Below are 11,917 nucleotides of genomic sequence, written 5' to 3' on the forward strand. Positions count from 1 at the left end.
CCCGTCGCGTGGGTGGTTGGGCGGCGGCCCGCAGGCGGTCCGCCGCCCGGGCGCGTCAGCCGCACATCCGGCGGTAGCGGCGGCAATTGCCGGCGCCCTGCTCGCCGAGTTCCTCCTTGTGCAGGCAGGCCTGCCGCAATTCGCGGCACATGCCGCGGCGGCGCCCGCCCTCCTCGGAATAGCCGCGGCGATAGCCGGGCGGGCCGCGGCCGTCGTCGATGCGCACGCCGCCCGGCCCGATCGAGAGGCCCTGGGCGAGACTCGCCCCCGGGCCGGCGATGATGGTGGAGAACGCAACCACTCCGAGCAGGAACCGTCTCATCTCTGCCCTCCCTAGCGTTTCGCGCGTCGCGCGTGGGCCCTTCAACGCGCGCCCTGCTGGGAAGTTTCCAGGCCGGGCGGGGCCCGGCGAGGTTCGAGGACGGAGCCTTTCGCCCGCCGGGATCAGGCGGCCCGGCGCGGCGTCAGCAGGGCCGCGACCTCGCTCCAGCCGCGCAGGACGCCGTAGAGAAGGGCCGGCCAGGCGAAGAGCACCACGGCGGCGGGCAGGGACCAGTGCCACCCCACCACCGCCCCGAGGATGCCGGCCACCGATCCCACGTAGCGGAAATAGAAGAACGGGATCGCCACCAGGAAGGCGAGCGGCCAGGGCAGGCCCAGGACCTGGATCAGCCCGGCCTGCACGGCCAGCAGGTTGGTCACCCCCATGACGAGGAAGACCCCGAAGGCCAGCTTCTGCTGCATCCCACCCCCCGTGGCCGATTCGCGCGCGGCCCTTATCTTGGTGCAGAGAGCACGGCCCGGTCCGCGGGGCAAGCGGAGGCGGGCGCTCCGCCGCCGGTGCGGGTGCCGGCGAACCCGGAGCGTGTCTTTAGGGTTGGTTGAGGGACGGGCCGCATGGTGGCCCGGTGGAGGGTCGGTCATGGCCATAACGGGTCGCTTCAACTTCCGCCGCACCCTGACCGGCAAGCTGGTGCTGCAGGTCGAGGCCGTCCGCCCGGGCTGGTGGCCCTTCGGCAAGACCTCGTCGCCGGGCCATGTCTGGCGCGACGCCACCATGGCGGACCTCGCGGCGATCGAGCTCCAGCCGCTGCTCAACCTGCGCGGCAATCCGGGCTACACGCCCCGCAGCCCGGTGATCTTCATGATGCACCCGGACAAGCCGGCCACCCCGCCGAGCGCCGAGGTGGTCACCCTCGCCTCCCACCGGGCCGCGAGCCAAGGGAGCTGAGGGCGCGGGCCGAGGCGCGGCCGAGCGCAACGCCGGCGGGGCTGCGGTGTTGTTGGGGACCGGCCGACGGAGCCGCGATCGCCCGGAGGGACACGCCCACATGGTCATGACTTCCGTGAACCAGGCCGTCATCGAGACCCTGTCGCGCCAGATCGTCGGCGCCTATCTGGCCGCCGCGGGCCAGGCCGACACGGCGAGCCGGACGAGGCTGATCGAGGAGGTGGCCCACGCCCTCGCGGCGCCGGTGGGCCGCCGCGCCCTGGCCGAGGAGGGGCCGGACGAGGTCAACGCCGCCCTGGCCGACTGGGAGGCGCGGGAGGGCCGCCCGTTCGGTCTCAGGCTGATCGAGATCGATCAGGCCCAGGCCACCGTCACCATGGCCTGACAGCGGCGGTCATGTCCCATGACCGTTCCCACGACCGTCGATCCTCTCGCAGTCCCGGCACGCGCCAATCGCGCGTGCCGGGACTGCGAGAGGATCGACGGCCCGATGCGTCCGCATCCTGGGCCGTCCGGACGGATCGGCGCCGGATCCGAACAGGCCGCGCGGAACCCGGATCAGGCGCCCGCGCAGTCCAGCAGGAGGCGGGCGGTGGCCTCGGGCGCGCTCACCATGGCGTCGTGCCCCGTCGCGAGGTCGGCGAAGCGCCAGCCCGGCTGGCGCCGGACCCACTCCTTCACGCCGTCGAGGGCCGGGTAGGTGGGGGCGGTGCAATCCACGTAGGTGCGCGGCAGCCCGTTGCCGACCGGGTTGCGCAGGACGAGCGGGCTCTCGTAGGTGCCGAGCGGGTGGGGCGTCAGGCGCCGGGCGAGCCAGGCGGCGTCGGCGGGATCGAACACCCCGAAGGCCTCGGGGGGCGGCACCGGCAGGCTCACGCCCCCGCTCGTCTCGGCGGCGGCCCGGCGCCGGGCGGCGGCGAGGTCCGGCGGCACCGCGTCGAAGGGCGCGCGCCCGGGCTCGACCAGCATCGCGTCGAGGAGGACGAGGTGGCGGATCCGCTCCGGCATCGCGTCGGCGACGCCGCTGACCGGGAGCCCGCCGAAGGAATGGCCGACGAGCACGACGTCGTCGAGCTCCTCCGCGACGATCAGGCCCGCCACGTCCCGCACGAAGGTGTCGAGGGTGACGGCGCGGGAGAGGAGATGCGCCCGCTCGCCGAGCCCGGTGCAGGTCGGGGCGAAGACGCGGTGGCCCCGCCCGCGCAGCAGGTCGGCCACCCGCCGCCAGCACCAGCCGCCGTGCCACGCCCCGTGCACCAGCACGAAGGCCGGTCGCTCCCGCTCCGCCATGCGCCCCTCCCGGCCGGGGCGGCGCCGCGCCGCCCGGGCCCCACCCAAGCGCGCGCGGCGCCGGAGCGCAAGGCGGGGCGCCCGCGGCGGGCGCAGCCGCCCTCACTCCTCGTCGGCGGCGGGACGGCTGGCGCGGGCCGCGAGCAGCCGCTCCAGCGCCTGGAACTCGCGCAGGGCGTCGCGGGTGCGGCCCGCCGCGCAGGCGCCCTCGGCGGCCTGCTTCCACAGCAGCAACTCGTTGAAGGCGGCCTGGCCCGGGGCCGCGCCGATCCGGGCCCGGCGGGCAATCTCGGCCTCCATCAGGGTGCGGACCTCGTGCCCCGCATTCCGGCACAGGTCGGCCCCGGCCGGCAGGGCGGCCTGGGACACCGGCGGCGTGCTCAGCATCATCAGCCAGAACCCCGCCGTGGCGAGGCCGAGCGCCGCCGCCGCCGCCCCGAGCGCGGCGCGCAGGCGCCGGCCCATCCGGGCCGGGCGATCCGTCCGCTCGAAGGCCGGGAGCGCCTCGACGGCCTCGGCGCAGCAATGGGTGTAATGAACCGATCCGTCACAGTGACGGTGAGGCCAAGCAATCTGCATGACACGCCCCTGATCTCGGGCAAGCGCGGCAGCATTCTGCGTCGCTCGCAATCGGCGTCGTCCGCCTCAATAGCGCCGCTGTGGCGGAAATGATGTGTCCTGGCGCACATTGCGCGGGCATTCGCGCGTCGTTTGCGCCGTCTAATCCTGGCAAGACTAAAAGTAATCTGGAATACTGAATATCCTGGAGGCCGCGTGCAACCGCAGGCGGCATCTGTTAGGGGGGCGGCAGGATTCCACCCAGGGGCCGCCATGACCGCACCATCCGACGACGCGACTCGGATCGCCACCGGCGTTCCCGGCCTGGATTACATCCTCGGCGGGGGCTACGCGGCGAACCGCGCGCATCTGATCGAGGGGCGGCCCGGCTCGGGCAAGACCACGCTGGCCCTGCAATTCCTGCTCGACGGCGCGCGTGCGGGGGAGCGCTGCCTCTACATCACGCTCTCGGAGAGCCGGCGCGAGCTCCTCAACGTCGCCGAGCGGCACGGCTGGAGCCTCGACGGGATCGAGGTGTTCGAGCTGGTGCCGCCGGAACTCTCCCTCGATCCCTCCCAGCAGCAGAGCCTCGTCCACTCGTCCGACCTCGAACTCGGCGAGACGGTCCGGATGGCGATCGCCGAGATCGACCGCATCAAGCCGCAGCGGGTGGTGGTCGACAGCCTGTCGGAGATCCGCCTGCTCTCGCAGGGCTCGCTGCGCTTCCGGCGCCAAGTGCTCGCCCTGCGCAGCTTCCTGCTCATCCACGACACGACCGCGCTGCTCCTCGACGACATCACCTCCGAGCAGGACGACCTGAACCTGCACAGCCTCTGCCACGCGGTGGTGCGGCTGGAGCAGCTCGCGCCCCTCTACGGCGGCGAGCGGCGGCGGCTGCGGGTGATCAAGATGCGGGCCACCGCCTTCCGGGGCGGCTACCACGACTTCGTGATCCGGAAGGGGGGCGTGTCGATCTTCCCCCGCCTGATCGCGGCCGAGCACGGCCACGCCTTCCCGGAGGAGAGGCTCACGAGCGGCATCGCCGCCTTCGACGCGCTGCTCGGCGGCGGGCTCGACCGGGGCACCAGCACGATGCTGCTCGGCCCCTCCGGGGTCGGCAAGTCGTCGAGCGCGCTCGCCTTCCTGGTGAGCGCCCTGCAGCGCGGCGATCACGCGCTGATCCTGAGCTTCGACGAGGCGTCGAGCGTGCTCAAGCGGCGGGCGCGGGGTCTCGGCATGGATATCGAGCCCTACTGCCAGTCGGGCCTGCTGCGGCTGGAGCAGATCGACCCGGCCGAGGTCTCGCCCGGCGAGCTCACGGCGATCGTGCGCGAGGCGGTGGAGCGGGACGATGCCCGCGTCGTGCTGATCGACTCGCTCACCGGCTACCACAACGCCATGCCGGAGGAGCAGTACCTGCTGCTCCAGATGCACGAGATCCTGACCTACCTGAACCAGCAGGGGGTCACGACCCTGCTGGTGCTGGCCCAGCACGGGCTGATCGGGCAGATGTCGTCGCCGATCGATCTCACCTACCTCAGCGACACGATCCTGCTGTTCCGTTTCTTCGAGGCCGGGGGAGCGCTGCGGCGGGCGATCTCGGTGATCAAGAAGCGGGTCGGCCCGCACGAGGCCGCGATCCGGGAACTGCGGATCGGCGGTGACGGTTTGCAGGTGGGCGAGCCCCTCTCGGCCTTCCGGGGCGTGCTGACGGGCGTTCCGACCTACGTGGGAGATCTCGGCCGGCTGCTGGCCGATCAGGGCGGTGATGAGCGAGACTGATCCACCGGTCCTGATCCTGGCTCCCACGGGCCGCGACGCCGTCGTGGCGAGCGCCATCCTGAGCGAGGGCGGCCTGCGGGCGGCCCTCTGCGCGGGGCTGCCCGACCTCGTGGCGCGCCTCGACGCGGGCAGCTGCGCGGTCGTCACCGAGGAGGCGCTGCGCGACGCCGACCGGCGCGACCTCGCGGCCTGGATCGCCGGCCAGGAACCCTGGTCGGACTACCCGTTCCTGCTCCTGACCCTGCGCGGCTCCCCGCCCGATCCGCGACTGATGGAGATCCTGGGCAACGTGACGCTCCTGGAGCGGCCCTTCCACCCGACCACCCTGCTGACGGCGGCGCGCTTCGCCGTGCGGGCGCGCCGGCGCCAGCGCGAGGCCGCCGCCTTCCTGCGCGAGCGCCAGCAGACCGCCGAGCGCCAGACCCTCCTCATCCGCGAGCTGCACCACCGGGTGAAGAACACCCTGGCCACCGTGCAGGCCCTGCTCGGCGCCTCGTCGCGCTCGGCCACCAGCGTCGACGAGTTCTACCAGAGCTTCTCCGCCCGGGTGATCTCGCTCGCCAAGACCCACAATCTCCTCACCGACGATTACTGGCAGATGGCCTCGCTGCAGGAGATGCTGGAGAACGAACTCGCCCCCTACAACGACGCGGAGGGGCGGCGCATCGCCCTCGACGGCCCGCCCGTGGAGCTGACGGCGGACCTCGCGGTGCCGACCGGGATGGCGATCCACGAACTCACCACCAACGCCGCCAAGCACGGGGCGCTCTCGGTGCCGGAGGGCCGCATCGCGGTGCGCTGGGAGATCAGGGCGGCGGAGGGCGCCCGGCGGCTGCGGCTCGACTGGACCGAGCGCGGCGGCCCGCCGGCCCGCCCGCCCACCCGCAAGGGCTTCGGCTCGACCCTGCTGCAACGGGTGCTGACCATGCAGTGCGGGGCGGATATCCGCTTCGACTTCGCCCCGGCCGGCCTGCATTTCCGGATGGAGGCGCCCCTGGTGGAGACCCGCACGGTCCCCCATTATTGACCGGCACGGAATCGGATGCGCCGCGCCGCCCGGCCCGGCGCGCGGGACCCAGGGTCAAGGAGGGGATCAATGAACGGTCACATCTACGGGGCGCTCGGGCAACCGGGCGTCGGCTTCTTCATGGCAATCGTCATCGGGGCGCTGGCGGGCTGGCTCGCGGAGAAATTCACCTCCTCGACCATGGGCCTCCTCGCCAACATCGTGCTCGGCATCATCGGCGGCGTGGTCGGCAACTTCCTGGCGGCGCAGCTCCACATCCCGATCTTCGGCTTCTGGCGCAACCTGATCTCCGCGACGGTCGGCGCCGTGATCGTCATCACCGTCTACCGGGCCGTGAAGGGGCAGCGCCCGACCTACTGAGCCGGGCGCGCGGCGGGGCGTCACGTCCCATTTGCCCCGCGGGCGGCGAGCCCTTAAGTCAGGGCCTCGGCGCCCCAGGGGTTGGGCGCCGCGCCCGGATCGCCCATGGCCGTCGTCCTCGATCTCCTCGCCCACGATGCCCGCCCGCGCCACCCGGAGAAGGCGCACCGGCCCGACCAGCCGATCCAGCGCAAGCCCGACTGGATCCGCGTCAAGGCGCCGGGCTCGCCCGGCTGGGCCGAGACCAACCGGATCGTGCGCGAGCACGGGCTCGTCACGGTCTGCGAGGAGGCGGGCTGCCCCAACATCGGCGAGTGCTGGGAGAAGAAGCACGCCACCTTCATGATCATGGGGGATACCTGCACGCGGGCCTGCGCCTTCTGCAACGTGCGCACCGGCCTGCCGCAGGCCCTCGACGGGGAGGAGCCCGCCCGCGTCGCCGACGCGGTGGCGAGGCTCGGCCTCTCGCACGTGGTCGTCACCTCGGTCGACCGGGACGACCTCGGGGACGGGGGCGCGGGCCATTTCGCGGCGGTGATCGGGGCGATCCGGCGGGCGAGCCCGGGCACCACCATCGAGGTGCTCACCCCCGACTTCCTGCGCAAGGACGGGGCCCTGGAGGTGGTGGTCGCGGCCAAGCCCGACGTCTTCAACCACAACCTTGAGACGGTGCCGTCGAAGTACCTCACGGTCCGCCCGGGCGCCCGCTACTTCCACTCGATGCGCCTCCTCCAGAAGGTGAAGGAGCTCGATCCGACCATGTTCACCAAGTCGGGGATCATGGTGGGCCTGGGCGAGGAGCGCAACGAGGTGCTTCAGCTGATGGACGACCTGCGCTCGGCCGACGTCGATTTCCTCACCATCGGCCAGTACCTGCAGCCGACGAAGAAGCACCATCCGGTGCTGCGCTTCGTGCCGCCCGAGGAGTTCCGGGCCTATGAAACCACGGCCTACGCCAAGGGTTTCCTCCTGGTCTCGGCGACGCCGCTGACGCGCTCCTCCCACCATGCCGGGGCGGATTTCGCAAGGCTCTCCCAAGCCCGGCGCGACCGCCTCGCCACCGCCTGACATGCCGAGCTTCCGCACCACCCGCAGCGTCCGCCACAGCCCGGACGACATGTTCGCCCTCGTCGCCGACGTCGAGCGCTACCCCGAATTCCTGCCGCTCTGCGACGCGCTGCGGGTGCTGCGGCGCCAGCCGGGCGAGGCCGGGGGCGAGATCCTCGTCGCCGAGATGAGCGTCGGCTACAAGGCGATCTCGGAGCGCTTCACCACCCGCGTCCAGCTCGACCGCCCCAACCTGCGCATCGTGGCCGAGTACATCGACGGCCCGTTCCGCCACCTGGAGAACCGCTGGACCTTCCGGGAGGCGCCGGGCGGGGGCTGCCTGGTCGAATTCTACATCACCTACGAGTTCAAGAGCCTCGCCCTCGGGCTGCTCATGGGCAAGATGTTCGACCGCGCCTTCCGCAAGTTCACGGACGCGTTCGAGAGCCGGGCGGACCGGATCTACGCGCGGGCCTGATACGCCATCCGGTTGATGGCTTCGCCATCAACCGGATGGCGTATCAGGCGCTGTCCGGACGTGATCGTCCGGGCAGCGCATCACACCTCGGTCAGCGCCGCCTCCAGCAGCCCGAGGGCGTCCTCCACCGCCTTGCGGCGCACCTCCGCCCGGCCGATATCGCCGTAGCGCCGCTCCAGGTGGCGCATCGCGCGCCCGGCCGTGACGAGGCCGAAATGCACGAGGCCGACCGGCTTCGTGGCGGTGGCGCCGGAAGGGCCGGCGATGCCCGTGATGGCGAGCGCCACGTCGGCGCGGGAATGGGCGAGCGCCCCGTCCGCCATCGCCCGGGCCACCGGCTCGCTCACCGCGCCGTGCTCGGAGATCAGGCCGAAATCGACGCCCAGCACCTCGGCCTTGGCCTCGTTCGAGTAGGTGACGAAGCCCCGCTCCACCACCGCGGAGGAGCCTGCCACTTCGGTGAGCAGCCCCGCCAGCAGGCCCCCGGTGCAGGATTCGGCGGTGACGATCCGGCGCCTGCGCTCCCGGTAGGCGGCGATGAGCACGCCCGCGCGGGCGATGAGGGCGGTGTCGGTGATCACGCGGCGCTCCCTCAGGCGGCGGGCAGGCGGAGCGTCGCGGCGGCCTGGGCGGCGAGCCCCTCGGCCCGCCCCACGAAGCCGAGCGCCTCGGTCGTGGTCGCCTTGATCGAGACCGATCCGACGGGGATCCCCGCCACCTCGGCGATGCGGGCGCGGATCGCCTCCCGGTGCGGGCCGATGCGGGGCTGCTCGCACAGCACCGTGACGTCGAGATGGTCGATGACGCCGCCGCGGGCCGCCACCCGGGCGACCGCGTCGGCCAGGAACTGATCCGAGGAGGCGCCGCGCCAGCGCGGGTCGCTCGGCGGGAAGTGCACGCCGATGTCGCCGTCCGCCAGCGCCCCCAGGATCGCGTCGGTGAGCGCGTGCAGCACCACGTCGCCGTCCGAATGGGCGAGCACGCCGCGCGCGGCCGGGATGCGCACGCCGCCGAGCCAGACGTGGTCGCCCTCCGTGAAGGCGTGCACGTCGAAGCCGGTGCCGAGACGGGTGACGAGGGTCATGGCATCTCCTGGAGCATCCCCTGGGGCGGGCGCGGCGCCGCCCGGGCCCGCGAAGGCGCGGTCCGCCTCCTCGAGGTCGGCCGCCTGCGTGATCTTGCGGTTGCGGACGTCGCCGGGGAAGACCGTCACGGGCAGGCCCGCCCACTCGGCGAGCGCCCCGTCATCCGTGAAGGCGTCGAGGCCCTGGGCGGCGGCGCGGCGATGCGCGTCGCGCAGCAGCGCGAAGCCGAAGGCCTGCGGGGTCTGCACGGCCCGCAGGGCATCCCGCGGCGGGGTCTCGCGCACCACGCCCGCCGCGTCCACGCGCTTGATCGTGTCGCTGACCGGCACGCCCGGGACCGCGGCGCCGTGGAGGCGCGCCGCCGCGATCGCCCGCTCGATCAGCGCCTCGTCCACGAAGGGCCGCGCGGCGTCGTGGACGAGCACGAGGTCCGGCGCCCCGGCGCGCTCCAGCGCGTCCAGTCCCGCCCGCACCGAATCCTGGCGCGTCGCCCCGCCCGGGACCGGCGGGAGCAGCTTGGCGGCGAGATCGCCCAGACCGGCGAGGCACTCCGCGTAGAAGGCGGCGGCGTCGGGCGCGATCACGACCTGGATCCGCGCCAGGCCCGGATGCCGCGCCAGCGCCTCGAGCGTCCGGGTCAGGACCGCCTTGCCGCCGACGCGGCGATATTGCTTGGGAGTGCCGCCGCCGACGCGGATGCCGCGGCCCGCGGCGACGACGACCGCGGCAGTCTCGGACATGGACCGGATCCTCACACGGCGGGGACGCGCGTCCCGACGGGATGCCCGTTCCTAGAAGGGGTGCGGCGCAAAATCAAATCGGCGGCCTGCGAAGCTTCTCCGCTTGCGCACGGCCGAGTTTTGGCTATTTGTTGTGCAGAATGAAGATTGACCATTCTTTGAGCGGCCAGCGGCCCGGGCCCGATCCGGGAGCGCCGCCACCCGAACCGGGGGCGCGCGCGCCCGGCGCCCTGCTCGCCCCCCTGTCGGGCGTGACCGACCTGCATCTGCGCCGGATCGCCCGCCGGTGCGGGGCCAGCGCGGTCGTCTCCGAGATGGTGGCGGCGGAGGATCTCGCCCGCGGCAGCGCGGAGGCGCGGCTGCGGGCCGAGGGCGAGGGGGTGCGGCCGCACGTGGTCCAGCTCGCCGGCTGCGACCCGCGCTGGATGGCGGAGGGCGCCCGGCTGGCGGAGGCGAACGGCGCCGACGTGATCGACGTCAACATGGGCTGCCCGGCCAAGAAGGTCACGGGCGGGGAGGCGGGCTCGGCGCTGATGCGCGACCTCGACCACGCGGCGCGGCTGCTGGCGGCGGTGCGGGAGGCGGTGGCGGTGCCGGTCACGGTCAAGATGCGCCTCGGCTGGGACGACGCGTCCCGCAACGCGCCGGACCTCGCGCGCCGGGCCGAGGCCCTCGGCCTGTCCGCCGTCACGGTGCATGGCCGCACGCGCCAGCAATTCTACGCCGGCCGGGCCGATTGGGCGGCGATCCGCGCGGTGGTCGAGGCGGTGTCGATCCCGGTCGTGGCCAACGGAGATGTGGGCAGCCTCGCCGAGGCCCGCGCCTGCCTGGCGGAATCCGGGGCGGCGGCGGTGATGATCGGCCGGGCGGCGGTCGGCCGGCCCTGGCTCGTCGGCGCGGTGGCGGCCGGCTTGCGCGGCGCGCCCGCGCCCGCCCTGACGCGGGCGGCGCAGGCGGACCTCGCGGGGGAGCATTACGAGGGCCTGCTCGCCCTCTACGGCGTCGCCATGGGGGTGCGGCACGCCCGCAAGCACCTGGCGGCCTACGCGGACCACGCGGGCGGCCTCGCCGCAGGCGAGCGGGCGCGCCTCGTCACCACGACCGACCCGGCCGAGGCGCTGGCGCTGCTGCGCCGGGCCTTCGCGGGCGAGGGAGTCGCGGGGGAGGCGGCACCGGCCGCGGAGTGGGCGGCACCGGCCGCGGAGTGGGCGGCATGAGCGCGCCCACCTGCGACGCGATCATCAACGCGCTGCCGCTGCCGGTGCTCACCATCGGGCCGGACGAGCGCATCCTCCAGGTCAACATGGCCGCGGAGCACTTCTTCGACTATTCGCGCCGGCTGATGCAGCGCCAGCGCCTGCGCGACATCATCCCGTTCTCCTCGCCGATCATCGCCCTGGTGAACGAGGTGCGGCGGCGGCACGCGAGTGTCAGCGAGTACCGGGTGGAGCTCGGCTCGCCGCGCTCCGGCGTCGAGCGCAGCGTCGACGTGTTCGCGACCTATCTCGACGACGAGATGGTGGTCCTGATGCTGCAGGAGCGCACCATCGCGGACAAGATGAACCGCCAGCTCACCCATCGGCAGGCGGCCCGCTCGATGGTGGCGCTCGGCGCCATGCTGGCCCACGAGATCAAGAACCCGCTCGCCGGCATCCGGGGCGCCGCCCAGCTGCTGGAGCAGTCGGCGGGCGAGGACGACCGCATGCTGACGCGGCTGATCTGCGACGAGGCCGACCGGATCGTGCGCCTCGTCGAGCGCATGGAGCTGTTCGGGGACGAGCGCCCGGTCGAGCGCGGGCCGGTCAACGTCCACGGCGTCCTCGACCAGGTGAAGCGCTCGGCCCAGTCCGGCTTCGCCCGCCACATCCGCTTCGTCGAGAATTACGACCCCTCGCTGCCGCCGGTGCTCGGCAACCGCGACCAGCTGGTCCAGGTGATCCTCAACCTCGTGAAGAATGCCGCCGAGGCGATCGGCGCGGACGCGGTCGACGGCGAGATCACCCTCTCGACCGCCTTCCGCACGGGGTTGCGCCTGCAGGTGCCGGGCTCGCGCGAGCGGGTGAGCCTGCCGATCGAGGTCGCGGTGCGCGACAACGGGCCGGGCGTGAGCGCCGACCTGCTCCCCGACCTCTTCGACCCTTTCGTGACCACCAAGGCCCAGGGGTCGGGGCTCGGCCTCGCCCTCGTCGCCAAGATCGTCGGGGACCACGGCGGCATCGTCGAGTGCGATCCCGCCCCCCGCCGGACCACCTTCCGCGTACTCCTGCCGATGTCCCACGCCCGCGACGGGCGCGAATCGGCCCCGGATGCCGAGTGACC

At 73.2% G+C, this 11,917-nt stretch carries 15 protein-coding genes; 9 read left to right on the forward strand and 6 right to left on the reverse strand.

Going from position 1 to position 11,917, the window contains the following annotated elements; genetic code table 11:
- Nucleotides 1–55: 55 nt before the first annotated feature.
- A complete protein-coding gene (locus tag QA634_RS29870; protein ID WP_012335574.1) occupies nucleotides 56–322 on the reverse strand; it encodes a hypothetical protein in 267 nt (88 codons plus the stop codon).
- A gap of 122 nt (nucleotides 323–444) precedes the next feature.
- Nucleotides 445–744: a hypothetical protein gene (locus QA634_RS29875; protein ID WP_012335575.1), complete on the reverse strand. Its 300-nt coding sequence runs from the start codon at nucleotides 742–744 to the stop codon at nucleotides 445–447.
- Nucleotides 745–922: 178 nt separating this feature from the next.
- Between QA634_RS29875 and QA634_RS29880 the strand changes: the two genes are divergently transcribed.
- On the forward strand, nucleotides 923–1,231 hold the full coding sequence (locus QA634_RS29880) for a hypothetical protein (RefSeq protein WP_012335576.1): 309 nt from the start codon (nucleotides 923–925) through the stop codon (nucleotides 1,229–1,231).
- 100 nt (nucleotides 1,232–1,331) lie between these two features.
- Nucleotides 1,332–1,616, forward strand: a complete 285-nt coding sequence (locus QA634_RS29885) for a hypothetical protein (protein ID WP_012335577.1) — start codon at nucleotides 1,332–1,334, stop codon at nucleotides 1,614–1,616.
- Nucleotides 1,617–1,789: 173 nt separating this feature from the next.
- On the opposite strand, the gene QA634_RS29890 is transcribed toward QA634_RS29885, so the two are convergent.
- Nucleotides 1,790–2,521 carry an alpha/beta fold hydrolase gene (locus QA634_RS29890; protein ID WP_012335578.1) on the reverse strand — a complete coding sequence of 244 codons (732 nt, stop codon included), beginning with the start codon at nucleotides 2,519–2,521 and terminating at the stop codon, nucleotides 1,790–1,792.
- Nucleotides 2,522–2,623: 102 nt separating this feature from the next.
- Nucleotides 2,624–3,100, reverse strand: coding sequence for a hypothetical protein (locus QA634_RS29895; protein ID WP_236728865.1), 477 nt, complete (start codon nucleotides 3,098–3,100; stop codon nucleotides 2,624–2,626).
- 252 nt (nucleotides 3,101–3,352) lie between these two features.
- Between QA634_RS29895 and QA634_RS29900 the strand changes: the two genes are divergently transcribed.
- The 5 genes from QA634_RS29900 to QA634_RS29920 all read left to right on the forward strand — a co-directional run bounded on the left by QA634_RS29900 (nucleotide 3,353) and on the right by QA634_RS29920 (nucleotide 7,773).
- Entirely contained in the window at nucleotides 3,353–4,861 is a 1,509-nt protein-coding gene (locus tag QA634_RS29900) for an ATPase domain-containing protein (RefSeq protein WP_012335580.1), read from the forward strand.
- Nucleotides 4,848–5,888, forward strand: coding sequence for a sensor histidine kinase (locus QA634_RS29905; protein ID WP_012335581.1), 1,041 nt, complete (start codon nucleotides 4,848–4,850; stop codon nucleotides 5,886–5,888). Before QA634_RS29900 ends, QA634_RS29905 begins: the two co-directional genes overlap by 14 nt.
- Nucleotides 5,889–5,957: 69 nt before the next feature.
- On the forward strand, nucleotides 5,958–6,248 hold the full coding sequence (locus QA634_RS29910) for a GlsB/YeaQ/YmgE family stress response membrane protein (RefSeq protein WP_012335582.1): 291 nt from the start codon (nucleotides 5,958–5,960) through the stop codon (nucleotides 6,246–6,248).
- 105 nt (nucleotides 6,249–6,353) lie between these two features.
- A complete protein-coding gene (gene lipA / locus QA634_RS29915; protein WP_012335583.1) occupies nucleotides 6,354–7,316 on the forward strand; it encodes a lipoyl synthase in 963 nt (320 codons plus the stop codon).
- 1 nt (nucleotide 7,317) lies between these two features.
- Nucleotides 7,318–7,773: a type II toxin-antitoxin system RatA family toxin gene (locus tag QA634_RS29920; protein ID WP_012335584.1), complete on the forward strand. Its 456-nt coding sequence runs from the start codon at nucleotides 7,318–7,320 to the stop codon at nucleotides 7,771–7,773.
- Nucleotides 7,774–7,853: 80 nt separating this feature from the next.
- Here QA634_RS29920 and QA634_RS29925 read toward each other — a convergent pair whose 3' ends face one another.
- Together QA634_RS29925 and QA634_RS29930 are read right to left on the reverse strand one after the other, a co-directional pair.
- Entirely contained in the window at nucleotides 7,854–8,354 is a 501-nt protein-coding gene (locus QA634_RS29925) for a CinA family protein (RefSeq protein ID WP_012335585.1), read from the reverse strand.
- Nucleotides 8,355–8,365: 11 nt separating this feature from the next.
- Nucleotides 8,366–9,598, reverse strand: coding sequence for a bifunctional 2-C-methyl-D-erythritol 4-phosphate cytidylyltransferase/2-C-methyl-D-erythritol 2,4-cyclodiphosphate synthase (locus tag QA634_RS29930; protein ID WP_012335586.1), 1,233 nt, complete (start codon nucleotides 9,596–9,598; stop codon nucleotides 8,366–8,368).
- 140 nt (nucleotides 9,599–9,738) lie between these two features.
- Here QA634_RS29930 and dusB point away from each other — a divergent pair, with 140 nt between their 5' ends.
- Nucleotides 9,739–10,815, forward strand: a complete 1,077-nt coding sequence (dusB, locus tag QA634_RS29935) for a tRNA dihydrouridine synthase DusB (protein WP_012335587.1) — start codon at nucleotides 9,739–9,741, stop codon at nucleotides 10,813–10,815.
- On the forward strand, nucleotides 10,812–11,915 hold the full coding sequence (locus QA634_RS29940) for a two-component system sensor histidine kinase NtrB (RefSeq protein WP_012335588.1): 1,104 nt from the start codon (nucleotides 10,812–10,814) through the stop codon (nucleotides 11,913–11,915). The genes dusB and QA634_RS29940 overlap by 4 nt, the downstream gene beginning before the upstream one ends.
- Nucleotides 11,916–11,917: the final 2 nt, after the last annotated feature.

Origin of the sequence: Methylobacterium sp. CB376 (assembly GCF_029714205.1) — a bacterium.
In the GTDB taxonomy this organism is placed as follows: Bacteria; Pseudomonadota; Alphaproteobacteria; order Rhizobiales; family Beijerinckiaceae; genus Methylobacterium.